The organism is Bifidobacterium sp. WK041_4_12, from assembly GCF_041080795.1.
GTDB classification, from domain to species: Bacteria; Actinomycetota; Actinomycetes; order Actinomycetales; family Bifidobacteriaceae; genus Bombiscardovia; species Bombiscardovia aquikefiricola.
The window spans coordinates 1609483-1628700 of sequence record NZ_CP129674.1 but is presented as its reverse complement, the minus strand read 5'-3'; the positions used below and the strand labels follow the sequence as shown (position 1 = coordinate 1628700).

General features: G+C 52.7%; 17 protein-coding genes and 1 tRNA gene. 9 read left to right on the top strand and 9 right to left on the bottom strand.

Annotated features, from left to right (window positions below):
• Positions 1-30: 30 nt before the first annotated feature.
• Entirely contained in the window at positions 31-1632 is a 1602-nt protein-coding gene (locus QN215_RS06960) for a PucR family transcriptional regulator ligand-binding domain-containing protein (protein WP_369343601.1), read from the bottom strand.
• Positions 1633-1815: 183 nt separating this feature from the next.
• On the opposite strand from QN215_RS06960, the gene QN215_RS06955 reads away from it, so the two are divergent.
• The 5 genes from QN215_RS06955 (at position 1816) to QN215_RS06935 (ending at position 7611) form a co-directional block, all read left to right on the top strand.
• Positions 1816-2769, top strand: a complete 954-nt coding sequence (locus QN215_RS06955) for a carbon-nitrogen hydrolase family protein (RefSeq protein WP_369343600.1) — start codon at positions 1816-1818, stop codon at positions 2767-2769.
• Between the two features lie 102 nt (positions 2770-2871).
• Positions 2872-4260 carry an APC family permease gene (locus QN215_RS06950; protein ID WP_369343599.1) on the top strand — a complete coding sequence of 463 codons (1389 nt, stop codon included), beginning with the start codon at positions 2872-2874 and terminating at the stop codon, positions 4258-4260.
• 67 nt (positions 4261-4327) lie between these two features.
• Positions 4328-5179: an NAD(P)-dependent oxidoreductase gene (locus QN215_RS06945; protein ID WP_369343598.1), complete on the top strand. Its 852-nt coding sequence runs from the start codon at positions 4328-4330 to the stop codon at positions 5177-5179.
• A gap of 198 nt (positions 5180-5377) precedes the next feature.
• Positions 5378-6721, top strand: a complete 1344-nt coding sequence (gene gabT / locus QN215_RS06940) for a 4-aminobutyrate--2-oxoglutarate transaminase (protein WP_369343597.1) — start codon at positions 5378-5380, stop codon at positions 6719-6721.
• Positions 6722-6969: 248 nt separating this feature from the next.
• Complete coding sequence (locus tag QN215_RS06935; protein WP_369343596.1) at positions 6970-7611, top strand: hypothetical protein; 642 nt, start codon at positions 6970-6972, stop codon at positions 7609-7611.
• Positions 7612-7930: 319 nt separating this feature from the next.
• Here QN215_RS06935 and QN215_RS06930 read toward each other — a convergent pair whose 3' ends face one another.
• The 7 genes from QN215_RS06930 to QN215_RS06900 form a co-directional block, all read right to left on the bottom strand.
• Positions 7931-8272, bottom strand: coding sequence for a hypothetical protein (locus tag QN215_RS06930; RefSeq protein WP_369343595.1), 342 nt, complete (start codon positions 8270-8272; stop codon positions 7931-7933).
• A gap of 181 nt (positions 8273-8453) precedes the next feature.
• Positions 8454-8618 carry a hypothetical protein gene (locus QN215_RS06925; protein WP_369343594.1) on the bottom strand — a complete coding sequence of 55 codons (165 nt, stop codon included), beginning with the start codon at positions 8616-8618 and terminating at the stop codon, positions 8454-8456.
• A gap of 377 nt (positions 8619-8995) precedes the next feature.
• Complete coding sequence (locus QN215_RS06920; protein ID WP_369343593.1) at positions 8996-9823, bottom strand: M23 family metallopeptidase; 828 nt, start codon at positions 9821-9823, stop codon at positions 8996-8998.
• 16 nt (positions 9824-9839) lie between these two features.
• On the bottom strand, positions 9840-10538 hold the full coding sequence (locus QN215_RS06915) for an ABC transporter permease (protein ID WP_369343592.1): 699 nt from the start codon (positions 10536-10538) through the stop codon (positions 9840-9842).
• Position 10539: 1 nt separating this feature from the next.
• Positions 10540-11265 (bottom strand): ABC transporter ATP-binding protein, encoded by a 726-nt coding sequence (locus QN215_RS06910; protein WP_369343591.1) that lies wholly within the window; start codon positions 11263-11265, stop codon positions 10540-10542.
• On the bottom strand, positions 11265-12566 hold the full coding sequence (locus tag QN215_RS06905) for an MFS transporter (protein ID WP_369343590.1): 1302 nt from the start codon (positions 12564-12566) through the stop codon (positions 11265-11267). Before QN215_RS06905 ends, QN215_RS06910 begins: the two co-directional genes overlap by 1 nt.
• Positions 12566-13297, bottom strand: coding sequence for a TetR/AcrR family transcriptional regulator (locus QN215_RS06900; protein WP_369343589.1), 732 nt, complete (start codon positions 13295-13297; stop codon positions 12566-12568). The genes QN215_RS06905 and QN215_RS06900 overlap by 1 nt, the downstream gene beginning before the upstream one ends.
• A 727-nt stretch (positions 13298-14024) precedes the next feature.
• Between QN215_RS06900 and QN215_RS06895 the strand changes: the two genes are divergently transcribed.
• A complete protein-coding gene (locus tag QN215_RS06895; RefSeq protein ID WP_369343588.1) occupies positions 14025-14456 on the top strand; it encodes a multiprotein-bridging factor 1 family protein in 432 nt (143 codons plus the stop codon).
• The gene (locus QN215_RS06890) at positions 14453-14764 is read left to right on the top strand and encodes a HipA N-terminal domain-containing protein (protein WP_369343587.1); all 312 of its coding nucleotides are present in this window, start codon (positions 14453-14455) and stop codon (positions 14762-14764) included. The genes QN215_RS06895 and QN215_RS06890 overlap by 4 nt, the downstream gene beginning before the upstream one ends.
• Before the next feature lie 98 nt (positions 14765-14862).
• Here QN215_RS06890 and QN215_RS06885 read toward each other — a convergent pair.
• A tRNA-Val gene (locus QN215_RS06885) sits at positions 14863-14936 on the bottom strand.
• Positions 14937-15263: 327 nt separating this feature from the next.
• On the opposite strand from QN215_RS06885, the gene QN215_RS06880 reads away from it, so the two are divergent.
• Positions 15264-17132, top strand: a complete 1869-nt coding sequence (locus QN215_RS06880; protein WP_369343586.1) for a DivIVA domain-containing protein — start codon at positions 15264-15266, stop codon at positions 17130-17132.
• Between the two features lie 289 nt (positions 17133-17421).
• A complete protein-coding gene (locus tag QN215_RS06875; RefSeq protein ID WP_369345109.1) occupies positions 17422-19059 on the top strand; it encodes an alpha/beta hydrolase family protein in 1638 nt (545 codons plus the stop codon).
• The last annotated feature ends 159 nt before the right edge of the window (positions 19060-19218 follow it).

The window sequence follows — 19218 nt, the reverse complement described above, 5'->3', positions numbered from 1 at the left end:
GAGTTCTTAGATCGGTGGTGCAGACTGCGGCTAGTTCCGGTCCGGCCGGGCATATCTGCATGCGAACCATAATTCGGCAATCGTTCCAGGATCCTTCAAATCTGCGGAGAGCAGACGGGAAATATGCGTCACATATTTGCTCATCGTATGGCGGTGAATGTCCAATGCGCGGGCGGCCTCCTCCATCTTTCCCCGTGCATCGATCCACGCGCGCAGCACATCGATGGCTTTCAAGGTCATTGTGTCTGCGCCGCTGCCTTCACTATCGCTGCTCTCAATGCGGTCGGCATGCGGCCCCGTCGACAGGTTAAAGGTCACGTTTCGCAGTGGGGCAAGCCTGAGATCGGCGAATGCACGGAGCAGAGAGGGTTCGACCAGATTTTCCAAAGCGCCTGCCGCGCCGCCCTGACCATATTGCAAGGCCGCCACACCGGTTGTTTTTGCTTCGGCCGCGGCCTGATACGCCTCATGTCTGGCTCTGGCCATGTCGGACCAGGTCGATCCCGACGAGATGCCAAGAACGACACCGCTGTCCTTGCTCAGCTGGTTCACCCACTCGGCCGCGTTCGACTGTGAGACGATAACCCATGCATCATCTTCGACCATGCCGAACACCACAGGATTGAGATTCTTGACCAATGATTTTCGAAAAGGTTCCACAAGGCGCTGCGCCGCTTCCAAAGCACTCATATCGCCGACCAGCCGTATGACGCGCAAGGGTTCTGCAGGCATGCCATCCCACAGATCATGGGCATATGGGCGTACCTGATTCGCTCGCCCTTCCAGACAACGCCGCACCATTGCCGCCCTCAGCCTCGAAAGTACTCTATTCGCATCCGTTGAGCGGCTGATTGCCAATGACAGCAACGAAACCGCAGCCGCGACGGGAGTGTGGTTCAGCGAACCGGTGGGTCCTTTGCGACCCGCGACCAAATACCCCAATGTGTCGCCTATGGGGGATGCAATATGGAATACGGCGACGTCGTATCCCTTGACGTTCATGAACTTCGCCTCACCAAGAACGCTGAAGGTCAGTGCGTCGCCCAGCGTGCTGATCTGCACGGGCAGGAATCGGTGAGAGGATTCAATCACCGTTCCCGCAGGATTAATCAAGGCAACCCACCCTCCGACGATTTCCGCGAGCTTGGAGACGATGGAACTTACCGGATACAGGCTGTGCACAGCGCGCATGAGCTGTCGCTGGTCATGATATGAGCGGGTAAAGCCACGCTGCCGTTCATCCGTGAGCTTTCTCGACACCACTTTGGTAATGGCTATGAACGGTGTGGGCCTAGGAACGGAAAACAATGGCAGACCATAGCGCTCGCACTGTTCGACAAGCCATTCGGGAACCTGCTGGTGCTTGACTCCCACGCCGAAACCGATGCCCCTGACACCGGTCTGCACGAGTCTTCTGGCATACTGCCGCTGGTCTTCGTCAGCTTCACGATCGTTCATTGCCAAACCGGTGAGCAGTATCAGCTCACCCCCTTCAAGATAGGGTGTCGGATCAGCGAGTTCGGTGGAATGAACCCAGGAAATTGGCGCATCCACGGAGTCGGGGTGACCTGAGACAACGACCTTCAGATGAAGATCGGACTGATTCAGCAAACCTCGTAACGAGATCGTCATATTCCCTCCAAGGGCAGCATTTGCAACGGTCATCACCGCTAGCACAGCCAATATGGATATATATTAGGCATATTTTATCCAATATGGCCATATATCTTGCGTCCGTGTACTTCTAGCTTTATATCAACGCTTCGCATTGAAGCATATGAAACATTCCCATACCTTCGAATCAAAGGACATGAGATGACAGACGAACACACGCTGACCATTGTCCTGGCCCAATATGCGCAGTTACAGCTTGCCGAGGCAAGCGCGTTCGACCGTTTCGCTCACACCGTGAGAACCATATGCAAACAATCCTCGCCAGACGGGAAGCATCCCGATCTTGTAGCTTTTCCTGAAATGCATCTTTTCGGTACCGGAACATCGGACGAAGATCAGGCGAATCAGGCACGGCTTGATGCCGCTGTTGATTTTCCTCATGGCGTTGAAGAAGTGACAGACCTTCCGTCTGGGTCCTTGCTTGCGCAATGCGCTCAGCTTGCCAAGGAGCTTGGCATCTGGCTCATTCCCGGAACGTTCTGTGAACGCAATCCCGATGGGGGACTGTATAACACCGCAGCCGTGTTCTCTCCCTTGGGTCGGCTGTGCGCAAGCTATCGCAAAATCTGCCCGTGGCGACCCTTTGAAAGCTACACGCCTGGGAATTCCTTCACCGTGGTTGACATTCCAGGCAAAGGACGCCTCGGCCTGACAATCTGCTATGACGCATGGTTCCCTGAGATTGCACGGCAGCTTGCCTGGCTGGGAGCCGACATCATCGTCAATCTGGTGCGCACCACAACACCCGATCGTCGACAGGAACTTGTGCTTGCACGCGCCACGGCAATCATGAACCAAGTGTTCGTAGCCAGCGTGAATGCGGCCGCACCTGAAGGTGTGGGGCAATCGTTGATCGTTGACCCCGAAGGGGAGATTCTCGACGGCAGCGACAACAGCAGTGAGCAACTCCTCATTGACACCATCGATCTTGATGCCGTCAACAGTGTCAGACGCATCGGAACCGCGGGAAGCAACAGGCTTTGGGAACAGTTCAAACCTGGCGATCCCAAGATACCTCTGCCGCTGTATGAGGGACACATCACAGCTTCACGCTGGCACCCACAAACGGCACCTATGAATAGCAGCACCCTGTAACCAACAGTAATCATGAACCAACGCTAACTACACAACTCATTCCACCGCAAAGAAAGCAATAGAGAAAGCGGTAGAGAAAGCATTTGAGAAAGGAGCATCGACATGACCACAAAACTTGCAGTCACCGATGCACATGCTGTCACATCAGAGCGCGTTGCAGAGCCCAAGCTGAAACGCACCATGGGCCTGCGCTCCGTCATGATATTCGGATTGGCATATATGACACCAATCATCGTGCTTGGTACCTTCGGTGTCATCGCTGAACTGTCCCACGGTGCCACGGCGATGTCCTACACGGTTGCGCTGGTCGCCATGCTCTTCACCGCAGGCAGCTATGGCCGCATGTCCGTGATGTACCCCCAATCCGGCTCCGCCTACACATACATTGGAAAATCCATCAATCCGAAACTGGGCTTCCTGGTCGGATGGGCGGTTTTGCTCGACTATCTGTTCCTTCCGATGGTCGTCTGGCTTATCGGCGCCTCATATCTCAATGCGGAATTCCCAGGAGTGCCCATCTGGATCTGGATTCTTGGATTCGTCATCATCACCACTGCATTGAACGTTTTCGGTCTCAACGTTGCCGATAAGGTCAATTTCGCACTGATGAGCTTCCAAGCCTTGGTGATCGGCATCTTCGTCGTGCTATCCCTGCATACCGTTATTTCCGGCGGTGGCGTGGCTTCGACATTCAGCGCGCAGCCTTTCATCGGTTCCGGTGCGGGAGTTTCGGGAATCGTTGCCGGCGCTGCAATAGCAGCCTACTCATTCCTTGGATTCGACGCTGTCACAACGCTGTCTGAGGAAACCAAGGATCCTCGCAGAACGATGCCGAAAGCCATCATGCTGGTCGCAGCCGTTGGCGGACTGATCTTCATCATCGTTGCATACACCACACAACTGGTGCATCCTGGAGGTGTCTTCGACAACTCGTCATCTGCCGCTTTTGAAATCGCTGGGAAGATTGGCGGCAATCTTTTCACCGCAATCTTCATCGCCGGTCTGTGCTTCGGACAGTTCACATCGGGCATTGCCGCACAGGCCAGCGCCTCGCGACTGCTCTATGTTATGGGCCGTGATGGAGTACTGCCGAAGAGAGTTTTCGGGCGTCTCAGTGCCAAATTCAACACTCCACTACTCAGTATTCTGCTGGTGGGCATTGTCGGCCTGATCGCCATGTTCCTTGATGTCGCCACATCGACATCCTTTGTCAACTTTGGCGCGTTCACCGCATTCACGCTGGTCAACGTCAGCGTCATCGCATCGTATTTCAAAGCCAGTCCCGAAACCAGAAGCACCCTGATGCGCGGTGGAATTTTGCGCAACGTCATATGCCCGATTCTGGGAGCATTGTTCTGCGCCTACCTGCTGATCAATCTCGACAAGCAGGCACTGATTCTTGGACTGTCGTGGTTGGCGATTGGCATCGTCATCCTTGCAGCCCTCACCAAAGGATTCAAACGAAACCCGCCTGAATACAAGGCTGACTGAGAAGGCAGCAATCATTCGGCACCGGTTGCATCAGACACACATTAACGAAGGTTATGGAAGGACAATAATGAATATCACGGTTGTAGGCACGGGCATCATGGGAAGTGGCATCGCAAGGGTGCTGGCTTCCAAGGGTTTCGCGGTAACCGCATGGAATCGCACCATAGAACGGGCACAACCGTTGGAAGCTGACGGCGTGCATGTCGAAGCTGATCTCACCAAGGCAGTGGCGAATGCCGAAATCATAGCCATTGTGGTTTTCGATGCTGACAGCGTGCTTGATGTGCTGAGCAAGTCATACGAGCATGCGCCAGCCAACGCCATATGGGTACAGATGTCCACCATCGGTGCGGAAGGATCCAAACGGGTGAGCGAATTCGCGTCCGCCCACCAGCTGCGTCTTGTCGAAACCATGATGATGGGCAGCAAGGATCAGGCCAACTCGTCACAGCTTATCCTGATTGGCGGTGGCGAGCAGGCCCTGTTTGATGCAGCGGCACCATTCGTGGAAGCCATTTCACAGAAACTCGTGCACTGCGGCCCCAAGGTTGGCGATGGAACCGCGGTCAAGCTAGCCTGCAATCTTTGGCTGGGCTGCATCACCGCAGCCGCATGCCAGTCGGTGAAGGTTCTGGAGCGGCAGCATGTCAATCCGCAACTTTTCCTTGATGTCATAGCAGGCGGAACCTCGGATTCACCCTATGCGCATATCAAGGGCGGCAAGGCAATCGCCAACGATTACGCTCCCCAGTTCGAGGTCGCCGCATTGGAAAAGGATCTTGGCCTGATGAAATCGGTTATGGAATCGGTCGGATTCCGCGATGACCTGCTCTCATTGGTGCTGGACCTGTATGCCCAGTCAGATGGCAAGGGTCACGCCCATGATGATATCAGCGCGGTGGCAACATCATTTGAATGATGCCACATGAGGGATGGCATGTGTGAGATGCTGCTACGTTCACACGGTTACAGTCACGGTCACGGTTATGGTCATGGTCACAGTTTGGGCGGCATATGCACCAGCATGATGGTTCCCGCCAGGCACTCCTCTGTATACATATCAACTTTTCGCAACGAACAAGTCAGCAATTGAAAGAAGGCAACAATGTTAGCAACAATGCCAACAGTTACAGATGTCCCACAGAAAGCCCGGAAGCTCGTTACAGCCATTCCAGGACCCAAATCACAGGCACTGTCTGAACGACATCATCAGTATGTAAGCGCAGGCGTAGGCGCATACATGCCAATCTTCGCAGAAAGCGCCTCCGGGTCGACCATCACCGACGTTGACGGCAACCGTTTCATCGACCTTGCCGCAGGCATCGCCGTGACCGGGGTTGGCAATGCGGCTCCTGAAGTCGTGAAAGCCGTGCAGCATGCGGTCGCCAAGCTTACGCACACCAATTTCGCAACCACACCATACGAAAGCTACATCAAGGTATGCGAAAAGCTTGCCGAGCACACGCCCGGTGACTTCCCGAAGAAAAGCGTCCTGCTGAATTCCGGTGCGGAAGCCGTTGAGAACGCCGTGAAGATAGCTCGCAAATATACGGGCCGTTCAGCGGTGATCGTGATGGAAAACGCCTTCCACGGCAGAACCAATCTGACGATGGCCATGACCACGAAGGCATCGCCATACAAGCAGGGATTCGGTGCCTTCGCACCAGACATCTATCCCGTTCCCTACTCATACCCATTGCGCGACACCTTCGGTGAGGATGGCGTGGCAGCCGCAAAGGCCAGCATTGAAAAAATCGAATTGCTGGTCGGACACGACAATGTTGCGGCAATCATCGCTGAACCACTCCAAGGCGAAGGTGGATTCATCGTTCCAGCAGAAGGATTCCTCAAAACGCTGTCCGAATGGGCTCACGAGCATGATGTGCTTTACATCTCTGACGAAATCCAGTCAGGCTTCTGCCGCACCGGCGAATGGTTCGCATCCGATCATTTCGGTGTGATTCCCGATCTCATCACCACTGCAAAGGCATTGGGTGGCGGCATGCCCATCTCGGCAGTGACAGGACGCGCTGAAATCATGGACAGCGTTCAGCCTGGAGGCATCGGAGGCACCTACGGTGGCAACCCAGTCTCATGCGCCGCAGCGCTCGCAGCCGTCTCATTGATGGAGGACAAGGATCTCAGCGCTCGCGCCGAGCATATCGGATCAGTGGTCAACGCTTCGCTGAAAACGCTTACCAGCCTCGACACGGTTGCGCAGATACGTGGCCTGGGCGCCATGCAGGCAATTGAGTTTGTCAAGCCTGGCAGCATGGAACCCAACAAGCCACTCGTCAGCGCAATCGTTGCCGAAGCCATGAAGGCAGGACTGATTATGCTGACATGCGGCATCTACGGCAACGTCATCAGACTGCTGCCCCCGCTGGTCATCAGCGATGAAGAGCTGAACGAGGCATTGGACGTGCTCAAGGCCATCATCATCGAGGTGAGCGCTCGCTGATACGGTAACCTCTTTCATTGATGTTCTGCTGTGGTGATGCGAGTGAAGATGATCTGTGGTGATGCATTGTAGTGATGATCTCTGTGGTGAAGCACTGCACAATGCATCACCACAGCCATGCTTACCGTGGAGAGTGGTTCTTGAGTTAGCTTATTTGCATGAGTTATTCGTGAGTCTCTTGTTCGCGCAGAATCGTGTTGGGATTGTAGAGTTTTAGTTTTCCCGGGGATACTAGCATCCTCCTGCATGTGTTAACTTTCGTGCTAAAATATGAACAATTATTTAGCATAAAAGTTGGCGGAATGATGACGAATAAAGAGAAGATTTTAGCGATAGCACACCGCAATAATGGGGTTCTGCTGACTAGTCACGTCTCTGCAGCTCATATTCCCCGAGCTGCATTGATTCCACTGGTGGATGATGGGGTTATCCGCCCCGTTCAACGGGGCATCTATGTCACGGATGAAGGTTACGTGGACGATTTCTATCTGCTGCAAGCTCGTTTCCCCAAAGGTATTTATTCACACGAGACAGCTTTGTATTTGCACGGTTTCTCAGACAGAGCGCCGATCCTTCCCATCATGACGTTTAGATACGGCACATCAACGACTCGGATGAAAGGGGAATTGCAACCGGTCATCGTATCCAAGGACCTTGATCGTGGGAAAATTGAAATTGAACGCAGTGGTTCAAAGATAATCGTTTACGATATTGAAAGAAGCTTGGTTGATTTGCTGAAGCCAAGATATAATGCAGACTTTGAGCAGTTCATTCCAGCAATCAAACGGTACGCAGCATCCAGAGACAAAGATGTCAACAAACTGTTTCGCTGCGCACGACATTTTGGGGTCGAAATCGAAATGCAAAAATACATCGGAGGATTATTATGATCTTCAACAATGCGATGAGCTTTAAGGCGGCAATCAAGAAAATCGCCAATGAGAAGAATCTGTGATTTCAGTTACAGAAATCATGAAAGAGATAGTTGAATCAGTTGAATCAATAACTGAATCAAAAGTGAAATCAACATGCAACCAAGTAGTGGTACGTCATACAAGTTACTTTCTTCCCTATTGAAAATTGTGACAATGAAAGAATCCACGCGCTCGACCCTTGATGCTGTTAAAAATTCATACGGGAACATTTTGATGTGAGCGTGTGACGCAATGATTGGATTCTGGACGAATGGTTCCGAGACTCTTCGGATACTTAAAAACCGATTCTCACCCAACGGTGATATTCGGGCGCTTCATCGTCAATGCCGGTATCTTGGAAACCGTTCCGGGCGAATAGTTTCTGACTTGCTTGGTTGCGTGGGTCTATTCTTGTGCCAATGATGGGTTCTCTGCCGCTTTTCTCGCTGTCTTCCTTGATAACGTGTATTGCGTGTTTGAGTGTGAAATCTCCGAAATGGCATTCATGCGCTTTGAGTGACCGGGCTATGTATCCAATGATATAGGTGCCTTCGGCATCCTTCTTCTTGCCGTTGACTATGCCAAACCATACGAATGCGTATATTTCGTCCAAGGCATGACCATCGCTTGGTTTCACACAAATGTGTGCCCATTGATTCTCGGGATTGGGTTTGTGAAAGCTTCTGATCGTGTTTTGTACTTCTATTTCCCATTCCTTGAAGTACAAACCGTGCTTACGAACTGCGCCGAGGGAAAATGATCGTTCACCTCTGGCGCATTCGAATTGCTGTAAACGTCCATAATAGTCAGGCGAAACATCACGCCATTTGCAGTCTGCCGGCTCCATCGTATTGTTTCTTGACTTTCTTGATGAAGTCCTTGTTGAAGGACCGCTCCAACGATTCCCATTGTTTCTCTTGGGAGAGTTGGTGCTTCGCCGGATTGAGATTGCGCGATTGCGAATCTTTCTTTCGGTCTGCCATTGCTATCACTCCCTATCTGGTTGTAGGAGTAATCTACCATGATTTTGTGACATGATTCTATGCGAGAACAATAGGAAATCGGAAGATCCTGGCTGCTGTATGGTTTGCATTGCAATTTGGATGGTTTAGATCAAGAATAGAATATTTACCCTCATCATCATTCAAATACAGAAATTGACTCTGACATATGTTCTGCCGCTCGATACTGTTATTCTGACTTCTATTTTGAAGCTGTTCGCCCCAGCCGCTTTCTTCAGCGATTGCACGGTTGTAACCATACATTCTCTTGACTGGGCAATGAAGTTCCATCGATGCGACATCGTGAATGGACGGGCGAGCCTGGGTTCTTGCAATATCATTGGTTGGTCATCACCGATCTATCCGGCATGTCTGATTCGTTCGGTGCTGGTCGGGATGCCGTTGGTGATTTCAACCCATGTGTCGTTTCTGAATGTTTCGTATCGCTCGAATGAGCAGGGGATTCCTTGTGCTGTCGCTATGCCCATGCTGTTCATGAGCTGGAAGTGCAGGTGTGGTGCGAAGGAGTTTCCTGAATGCCCGACATTACCAATGACGTCTCCGGCTGTGACGTGCTGTCCGACCTTGACGGTGATGGAATCAGTCTGCAGATGACATAGTGCAGCATATACATCGTTCGCCAGCTCGATGATGACGAAGTTTCCCGCCACGGAACGGGCATCGTCGGTCACGGGATCGAATTCGACGGCTGCTTTTCTGGCTCCGGAAAAGTCCGTGAACAGCTTCGTTCTCTGTCGTTCTGGAAGGCCATCCTCGACCCTGACGACAGTGCCATCATGAGGCGCATGAACCTTCTTGCCCCAGCAGTAATAGTCCTCTAGGGGAATGCCAGATATCAGATATTTCAGTAGTCCGCCGCGATAGGCTGGCCATCCGGGCTTGTCCCAATCAACTTGAATGAAGTCGAAGGCATATCGCGTCCCGAGCAGATTCGAACCATGAGAGGGTATCTTGCTGCCTGGAGTGTTCGGTGCGTGCCACTCGCCGCGTAAGGGAAATTGCACGATGAATGGCTCTTGCTTGTCTATCATTTCGTATCCTGCTTCCATTGAATTGTCGCTGGCTCGCATGGTATTCAGCAAGAACAGGGCGATGAGGGCAAGCGTCACCACGATGCTCATCCAGATGGCGCGTGGTCTCATCCGATGCCGTTGTGAGGTTTGCATGGTGATCCCCGATGATTCAGATTTCGATGGCGTTGACGCGCTTCGAAGACAACGCGAATGCACCGGCTGCAACGAGCAGGAATGCGACAGTCAGCGCAACCTGTTGTGCGATGCTGTTCATAGTGCCAGTGAGGATGAGTTCGCTGACGAAGTTCGCCATCAGGCTGGTGATGATGACGGTCGAGACGATGGTCGTCGGTTCTGATTCCTTCCATAGTCCCAGCATCAGACTGATCATGCTGATGGTGACAGCCTGAATGCCATTGATGACTGCGATGGTCATGGCGATGGAGAGAATCGTGTTCGTTGCATTGTCGTGTACGAGCGGTGCGAATGTTTCGCTGAACTGGAAGCTGGCGAACACGGTGCACGAGGTTGCGAGCGTACTGGCGAACACGAATCCGCAGACGAGCAGCGTCTTGGCGAGCAGAACCCGTGAACGGCTTACGGGGTAGGAAAACAGGAGCATTGCACGCTTGCCCTTGTACTCATCGACTGCGAATCGGGCAAACATGACACCGCCGAGTATGGCGTAGCTAGCCATGATAAGACATGAGACCAGCGCAACGATCAGCGCATAGTCTTCAAGCTCTTCGTCGCTAACTCCTGCGAACAGGTAGACGAATCCAAACATGGCAAGGGTAATGCAGACGGCACTGATGATGTAGGGGCGGATGTTGTTTTTCTTCAGTTCGAGTCGTATCAAGGTTGTCATTTCAGCGTGCCTTTCCGCTCATAAGATTGATGACGTAGTCTTCCATTCCTTCAGGGTGGTTTCGTTCCATGCTTGACATGGAGAATTCCTCGATTATCGTTCCGTTGGCGATGACACCGACGCGGTCGGCTATCCGTTCGATTTCCGTCAGAATATGGCTGGAAATGATGATGGTGATGCCATCGTCTTTGGCAAGGGAGAGCAGCAGTTCGCGCATGTCTCGGATCGCGACAGGGTCGAGTCCGTTGATAGGCTCATCGAGCAGCATGATGCGTGGCTTGTGAATCATCGCTCGCGCGATGCCCAGACGTTGCCTCATGCCAAGGGAGAATTGGGAAACCTTCTGAGTTCCTGTGTTGGGCAGACCGACGCGACTCAGTGTGCCCTCGATGGTGGATGTGTCGGTGATGCCTAGATACGCAAGATGTATGCTCAGGTTTTCGTATGCCGAGAGGTGCTCGTAGAAGATGGGGACCTCGATGATGCTGCCGATGCTGGCGGCAATGGCCAATCTGTCGGCGGTGACATCGTGGCCGAGAATCTCGACACTGCCGGCGGTTGGTCTGAGCAGTCCCAGCATGAGCTTCAAAACGGTCGTCTTGCCTGCGCCGTTGACGCCGAGAAAACCATATATTTCGCCTTGGTTCACCTGAATGCTGCACTTGTTGACGACTTCATGACCGTCGAAGGTCTTCGTCAGGTCATGGGTGGATATGAGTGGTCCCATTACTGGTCTCCTTGTTTGTGGACAGTGATGTGCTGGGGGAACAGCGATTTCGTGAGACATGTGACGAGGAGCAATGCCCCTCCCGCGATGAGCAGGGGAAGATATGCTCCCGCACTCAGGTGCTTGAACGCCGCGCCGTAAAGCATCTGGCCAATTGGTGCGACGCACTGCGCGACCATGAGCACGATTGCCATGACTTTTCCGAGATGCTTCTCTGGCGTGCGTGTCTGTATCTGCACGATTGCGAAAATGTTGAGAATCGAGGTGAGCGCAGCGACGAGCATGATGCTGATAAGGAACATCGTCAGGGGTACCCAGGCAGTGATGGTGACAGTGATGCTCACTAGGATCGGTGTTGTGGCAAGTGTCATGGGCAGAAACAGGATTGCGATGCTGAGAACGTATCGCCAAGCTGTGTCGTTGCGCATGGACTTGGTGAAGAACCCAGCTGTGAGTGCTCCGATGATCATCGCGGTCTCCATCAGTCCCATGCTCATGCCGTAGACGGTGTCGCTGGTATGCAGTGTCATGCGCAATACGAGTGGTGCTGCGACAATCAGACACGGAGCGAGAACGAAGTTCAGAAATGCCGCGACTATGAGCAGTTTCACAATCGTGGTGTCTTGACTGACATGTCTGAATCCTTCGCAGATGCCCCCCGCTATGGTTCGCACCATGCTGTGCGTGCGGGCACGCTGCTCGTGGGGGATGGCAATGAATGTCTCCATTATTGCGGCCAATGCGAATGCCACGCCGCTAGCAAGAACGAGTGCGTTCACTCCCAGAGTGCCATAGGCAATGCCACCAATAACCGGTGCAACGATGCCGGACAGGGATTGAATGACCTGGATGGAGCCGTTTGCGGATGCCAGCCTTTCCTCTGAAACCAGCAGAGGTATGCACGCCGTTCCGTTCGGGGTTTCCATCGCGCCCACGAAGCCGAGTCCAATCATGACGATTCCGATGACGAGCACCGAGGCTTGATGGGATAGCAGTGCGAGTAGGAAGGCGATGGTGATGACGGCGCAGGTGAAGTCGTAGGCCACCATCAGCATCTTTCTGCTTGCCCTGTCGGATATTGCGCCGCCGATAGGCGAGAGCAGCACAGGAATGCTCGAAAGTGCAAACAGCGTGGCGAACAGGTCGGCGCGACCGGTGAGATCGAGAATGTAGAGGGAAAGTGCGAAACGGAGTAGCGATGAGCCAAAGACGGTGACGGTCTGCCCTATCAGCAGAAGGATGAAGTTGTGTGGTGGTGGCGGGGAAACACGGGAGGGCGACGCACGGAGCGTATCGTTCATTACGTTCTGTCTCTCTTGGCTTGCACGCCTTCGGCTTGTTCTTCGGTCCTTGTTTCTGCGGTGTTTTCGTTTGTGCCCTTGTGCTCTCGGCACATGCGTTCGGACTGCTCGTCGAGGTTGTTCAGAATCATGTCGAAGCTGCCTTCTTGGGCACCGAGCGTGAGCTCGATCATGCGGATGAATGCCCTGACTCGTGCGGTCAGCTCGTCAAGGGTCCAGGTGAACGCACCGCTGTTGAACAGGTTCTGATCTGCTGCCAGCAGCAGCTCGATCGTTTCGAGCGGGTATGCTGTCGTGTAGATTCCTTCGGATACACCCTGTTGCACGATTTTTGCCAATAGGGGCGCGATTGACTGAATGATCTGAATCAACGCCGTCTGGTACAGCCTCGCATTCGATGGTTCGCGCAGCTCATCGATGACCTTGTCTCCTGCGCCTTGTGAAATGTTCAGTGTCAGCAGTGCCTCGCGCATCTTCTCGTCCACCGTGAGGGCTTCATCATCAGCGATGAGGGTCGCTCGGTCGGCAATCTCATCAATCAGACGAGAAACCACGGCACTGAGAATGGCTTCCTTGGATTCGAAATGATAGAAGATAGCTCCCTTGGACATACCCAGTTCGCGGACGATGTCAGCCACCGTGGTCTGTTCGAAGCCCTGCTTGATGAACAGCGCAAAGGCAACATCGAGTATTCTCGCAGCGGTTCCAGCCGCATCATTCTTACGTGGCATCGCACGCTCCTTTTAAATCTATACAAACCGTCCAACGGTTTGTAGCATAGCATACTGATGGACGGTATGTATAATTTTAGAACTGAGCGACTTCTGACTTTTGGCCACTCAGAAGATAGAGAATCCTGGCGTTGCATGTATAGATGGGACAGTCGTGTGCCTATGTTTTCCGCAGTGCATTGACGCATACTCTGCGTGGTGTGCGTGCGTCTCACGTCAAGCCGTGTCTTTTATGTGACAGAGGTGTGACAAAGGTGTGACATGAAAACCATGCAGACATCGCAGAGCATAATCGGGGAAGTGTTCTGCTTGCAGCGTCCTTGAGATTGTTCCCGACTGGTGAAAGGGTCTGCAGCTCGTTGCGTGGCGGCATGGTGGCATGGCGGCCGCAACCGTGCCGTCTTGCTAGTGCTGCCGGGATTTCCTTTGGGGTCTTCCCTTTTGGAGTGCGTGCGCAGTGCGATGACTGCTCTGTTGTTCATCTGCAGTGCCAGGCAAGCCGATGACTCAGGTTTGGGAGTTGATTTCGTGAGGTTCATTAAGACAATAGTGTGGTTGAGAAGTTTATACCGTGATGTTAGCTAATTATTACATTTTATGAATATAATGAATCTGTTACATTTGTAAAATGTTATGATTTCATAACATTGAACATTGAACATTGAAGATTGTGCGGGAGAAAATCCTGATGGGGCAATTCGTCGCCAGCATATTCAGCATTCATAGTATGGCAACAGTCGTGCGCGATGCGCGTCTGGCGCGTGGATGGACGCAGGAAGATCTGGCAGAGCGGTCAGGGTTTTCTAGAGTCTGGATCAACCGTTTTGAGCAGACTGCCATTGCCGAGCCGAGTTTCAGCCGCATTCTTACATTGTGTAACATACTCGGCATCACCCTTACCGTTTCCTATGCAATAGACCCAGATGTAATAGACCCAGATGCGATGAACCGTAGAGCATCGCCCCATGAGAAGGCAAAGGAAGGCGAAACCCGAAGCAGGGAAGAAAACATCACTGAAAGCATCAGCGACAAGATGGCGGACGAAAAGCGATCGAGACAACAGCGGCCGTCAAAGAATGCCGCGACAATCCTTAAGACACTTGCCCTGCGCGCCAAGCAGCAGAACTTAGGTGGTATCGAAGGGGATGAAATCGCATGAAGTCAAAAGAGCTCGTCGTGTTCCTCGAAGGCAAGCGGATTGGCATTCTCAGGGAAGAGAACGATGGCAGACATGTTTTCACATACGATATGGGCGAGGATGCCGGTGCATCATTGTCTCTATCAATGCCTCGGCGGGCTCAATCATGGACAGGGAAGCCAGTCGAGGCATTCATCGACGGTGTGCTTCCAGACGAAAAAGCCATGCGGCAACGCATCGCACGCACCTATGATGTCAATGCCAACAATCCATTCTCTCTGCTGGGCGCCATCGGTCTAGATTGTGCCGGTGCTGTGACATTGGTGTGACATCGCACCGATGTTGAGCCGTATAGGTACAAGTATGCGACAAGGAGGAAGGGGAGAGGCTTCAAGGAACATTGCAATTCCAACGCAATCACGACGGGTGGGCGATGAGGGACTCGAACCCCCGACATCCACCGTGTAAAGGTGGCGCTCTAGCCAACTGAGCTAATCGCCCGAAAGTGTTCTTGACCGAAGTTGACATCAGCACGCTTTCCAGCTGCTTCACTCCGTAGAAACCTAGAATAGCCTACCATCCATGTGGATATGTGCAACATCTCAGTGTTTTTTCAGATATGTATACTTGTCAGCCGTATACTTCAACTAGGCGTATACATCAACTAAGATGTGACAGTGGTATCTGACAGTGGTAGTTGTCACGGCTTGAGCGCAAGAAAGCGATAGCCCGGCAATCGAGACGTGGAGTCTCAACATTCACGTAGTGTGATTTTTGAAGTGAGTTAACTTATTGAGATTTTCTCAAGAAGTAGGAGGTCGATGTCCCATGGCGAGAAAGCCCGAAGCCAACGGCAATGGTACGAACATAGCCCGGGTAGGCAAGCATAAGTGGGGATATGACTCTCAACAGGTCGATGAGTTCCTTGACAATGCGCACAAGCTCTACGAGAGTCCTGAACCTAAGCTCACGCAAAGAGACATACAGGATGTATCCTTCGGACTTCGCAAGAACGGGTATGCCGTCGGCCAGGTTGATGCGGCGCTCGCACGTTTGGAACGTGCCGTCGTTGACAAGCAGACTCAGTGGGAGATCGCCCAGAGCGGGCGCGTCGCATGGCGCGGCCAGACCGAAGCCATGTACCGCAAGTTCATAAGCCATTGTGAACGCAAGGAGAATGAGCGCTTCAAGCCCGGCACATCAAGCAACCCATCCTATGACCGAAAGCAGGTCGATCGTTTGCTCGACCAGCTGTCTCAGAAGCTTTCGCAGGAGCTTGGAGAGTCCTCTACGCATGCGCAGGAGTCCGGCGAGCTGGTCGATCTGACACCGACCCGAGTCTCGAACGTTGTCTTTACACAGCGAAAAGGCAAAAAGGGATACGACGAGCGTCAAGTGGATTATTTCCTCAACTATGGCGTGCAGCTTCTCTCAAGAATTGAATCATATGCGCGGGTGACGGATTATTCAAAGGTGGATGCGCCACAGGCCGTGCCACCACAGACCTTGTCACCACAGACCGTGCCAAGCTATGAACCTCAGGCTTCCGATTTTGGTTCGTTGGCTGCACTTGCAGAACAAGAAAATCCTAATGCGCAAGAAACACAGGTTTTCCAGCCAATAAGCCAACCGACGACACAGGATGCGACAGACGTTTCGCATTCTGACGGACTCTCACAGCGTGAAGTTGGACAGTCCACTGAAACCATTCGTCCTTTGTTTGACGAGAACGGCTCCTCCATACAAACACCTCCATCGAGAATCCGTGACAGCCATAGGCTCGGCGAAGATTCCGCCGAGGCAAGAGACGATGCTGCTGCATATGCGAATGAATCGTATTCGGACAACAGACCTTCCTCGGATGCATCAGCTTCGCAGAACGATGGTCGCGCCATGTTCAAGAACCTGCATCGTGAAGAGCAGGCGATATTCAACCAGTCACAAGGTGAATCCCAGACTGAAGCCAAGGCAACGGCGCAGATGCCAGAAAAACCGCAGCAATCATATTCGTCTCACACCAGCTCCGTGACGCAAAGTCCAGCAGATAGCGATCTTGTACCTCAGCAGGCCAACGCGGGTAAAGTCAACTATCCTGAAGACGGGCAGACACACTCAAACTTGGGCAGCTCGAATGATGCAGCTGCGGAGACGAGTCGAAGCTCGCAGGAATCAGCGCCACAGCAGGCTCCGCAATCATCCACCTTCGACTTCTGGGGACGTGGAAAGTCAAAGTCTGCGAACACGAATTCGGGCGAGGCTGAAAGCAGTGCCTTCGCGAATCAGGATGATTCCAAGCGTGAGCGTGAGCATCCTGTTTCAGAAACTTCAAGCGATACCTCCAGCAATGATTGGACGAATCATCGCACTGAAGGGAACCAGTCTGCAGGAGAAGAAGCCTCGAAGTCATCGCCGCTGAGCTTCCCGGTGGCAGACAGCCAGCCTGACAGCAAAGATACCGATCAATATCTGGCTTCACTGAATTCAATACTCGACAGCACTTCGTTCCCCAAGGTCGATCTCGATATTCCTGACTTGGATTTCCCCACCACAGATTCTGTGGATGGCGGCAACGCTGCAGGCACCAATTCGTCCACGGGGAACCACGCAGACAGAAACGGCTCCGGTCAATCACCGCATAACACTTCACGAAATATGTTCAACAATGGGGACAACGGGTCGCAAGCCCAGAAGCAATAATGAGGTAGCGCAGGCGCTCTGACGGACATGGCATGACCTGCACCGAATATTCTGCCGACAATCCTAAACTCGATTGTCGGCAGAATCATTATTGAACCGTATCGTGTCATATCGAGCCTGATGGAGCATTGCGATGGGGCATTGCTGACGCATGTCAAACATCGTTGTCAGCTCGAATTCGGCATAGGCATATACAATAAGCCCCGTGTCAAACCAAGATCAAAGTGCGGAGAGCTCCAAGGCATGGAGCTGGTCTCAGCGTCTGACCTTGAGTCTGCCCATTTTCATTATGTTCATAGCAGTATTGACCTCCGTTTCGAATGCGACAGCAGTTCCGTGGAACAACCATCCCACCGATCAGAGCATGGAAACCGTGAATTCAGACACATCGGTCGACTTCGCCAATCCTCAGCAACTCAGTCTTGCGAGGCGCGGCAGCTATGACGTTGTCGAACATCGAGCCACTATCGATGTCAAGCAGACGGCTACTGGCATCATGCAGCACATTCATGTTCTCATCCGTGAGCCCAAGGGAATATCCGGCAAACTTCCAGGCATCGTATTCATGCATGGAGCCGGGTATGGCACGGCTGAGGATTCGTTCGGTGACGTCGCTTCCGATTTGAGCTCTGCAGGTTTCGTCTCGGCAGTAATCGATAAACCTGTATGGAACACCTCTGATTTGAACCGCGATTATCCGGCTTCCGCCCAGGCATATGACAAGGTTATCGACTATCTGCGCCAGCTTTCGAACGTAGACGCTTCAAGCGTTGGAATCTATGCAACGAGCGAAAGTACGTGGATAAGCTCATATCTTCTGCAGAGCGACCACGAGGTGGCCTTCCAGATTCTTCTAAGCCCCATGGTGCATTCGCCGCGTCACTCCCTGGGATTTCTTGCCGCCCAGGATTTTGCCATGGTAGGTGCAAATCCGGGCTATCAATCCATCGTGAGGCGTTTGTTCAGCTCCGACCTGGATTTGTTCGGGCTGCATAACATGGACATCACTACCTTGAAGCCTGCAGCCTATGCGATTCCGACCTTCGTGGCCTATGGTGCCAAGGATGTGATGACCGCTCAGGTCGATGGTGCCCAAACCATCATGAGGCTCGCGCATGAGGCGAATAATTGGAATGTCACGATTCGCAACTATCCACTGGCGAATCATGTGCTTCGCCTTGGTGACGAGGCGCAGTTGAACACACCGCTCGTAGACTCGTATGAGAACGATATGGTGGATTGGGCCGTTGGCGTGACGCATGGCTTGAAGCAGACCTCGCAGCTGGTCACCGGTGCAACGATCACACAATCCATCGCCGTCCCCTTCGATCTGAAATCGCGTCCAACCCTCACCATCTACATGCTGGTGATTCATGGCGCTGCATTGATATTTGTTCTGGCGACGATCATCATGTGGATCGTGGCACTCATACGAAAGATTCGAGCGCTTCTGCGTCGCGATTCACGGCATGTTCTCGGGTTCACGCATGGCTTCGGTGAAATTCTCATTCTTATCACTGGAACTACGCTGGCCACTCTGGTGCTCTTCTTCTCTGGCCTCGCGCAGGTCGTCTATGCCGTGGTGAAACTGATCTGGGGAGGTGCCCCTGAAACTGCGGGCATGATCTATTGGAGCTGGCCGGTCATTCAGATAGTGTCAACGCTTGTGGTGTGGGCATGGTCTCGAGTCTTCGCCAGGCTTATCGAGGTGGCGTCCATCCGAGGATTGTTGAAGATTCCAACGCTGGCAACCCTTACTGATCTCCTCTTCAGAAGGCATAGAGGCCACCAGACCGATGACATGGAAGGTCAGACGCTGCCTGTCATCTCCTATACGCGCTTTGGCAAGGTGCTCTTCGTGAACACAACCATAGCCATGTTCTGCATACTGCTATTGTTTGCCTTCTGGGGCCTGTTCATCTACTAGAGTGAGATGCATGCAATGCTTCGGATGACGTGCTTCGGATGGCGAGGTAAGGTGCTGAGGTGTCGAGGTGTTGACGTGATGAGATGGTGGCGAGCAGAACTGCCACATGCTCATGCGAGGCAGAGAATTACAGGCTTATCGAATTTCGGCGTGAGAGAA

Bases quoted from the DNA above. Each gene is read 5' to 3' on its own strand.
- QN215_RS06960 (WP_369343601.1), bottom strand. From the start codon at position 1,632: ATGACGATCTCGTTACGAGGTTTGCTGAATCAGTCCGATCTTCATCTG.
- QN215_RS06955 (WP_369343600.1), top strand. From the start codon at position 1,816: ATGACAGACGAACACACGCTGACCATTGTCCTGGCCCAATATGCGCAG.
- QN215_RS06950 (WP_369343599.1), top strand. From the start codon at position 2,872: ATGACCACAAAACTTGCAGTCACCGATGCACATGCTGTCACATCAGAG.
- QN215_RS06945 (WP_369343598.1), top strand. From the start codon at position 4,328: ATGAATATCACGGTTGTAGGCACGGGCATCATGGGAAGTGGCATCGCA.
- gabT (WP_369343597.1), top strand. From the start codon at position 5,378: ATGCCAACAGTTACAGATGTCCCACAGAAAGCCCGGAAGCTCGTTACA.
- QN215_RS06925 (WP_369343594.1), bottom strand. From the start codon at position 8,618: ATGGCAGACCGAAAGAAAGATTCGCAATCGCGCAATCTCAATCCGGCG.
- QN215_RS06920 (WP_369343593.1), bottom strand. From the start codon at position 9,823: ATGCAAACCTCACAACGGCATCGGATGAGACCACGCGCCATCTGGATG.
- QN215_RS06915 (WP_369343592.1), bottom strand. From the start codon at position 10,538: ATGACAACCTTGATACGACTCGAACTGAAGAAAAACAACATCCGCCCC.
- QN215_RS06910 (WP_369343591.1), bottom strand. From the start codon at position 11,265: ATGGGACCACTCATATCCACCCATGACCTGACGAAGACCTTCGACGGT.
- QN215_RS06905 (WP_369343590.1), bottom strand. From the start codon at position 12,566: ATGAACGATACGCTCCGTGCGTCGCCCTCCCGTGTTTCCCCGCCACCA.
- QN215_RS06900 (WP_369343589.1), bottom strand. From the start codon at position 13,297: ATGCCACGTAAGAATGATGCGGCTGGAACCGCTGCGAGAATACTCGAT.
- QN215_RS06895 (WP_369343588.1), top strand. From the start codon at position 14,025: ATGGCAACAGTCGTGCGCGATGCGCGTCTGGCGCGTGGATGGACGCAG.
- QN215_RS06890 (WP_369343587.1), top strand. From the start codon at position 14,453: ATGAAGTCAAAAGAGCTCGTCGTGTTCCTCGAAGGCAAGCGGATTGGC.
- QN215_RS06880 (WP_369343586.1), top strand. From the start codon at position 15,264: ATGGCGAGAAAGCCCGAAGCCAACGGCAATGGTACGAACATAGCCCGG.
- QN215_RS06875 (WP_369345109.1), top strand. From the start codon at position 17,422: ATGTTCATAGCAGTATTGACCTCCGTTTCGAATGCGACAGCAGTTCCG.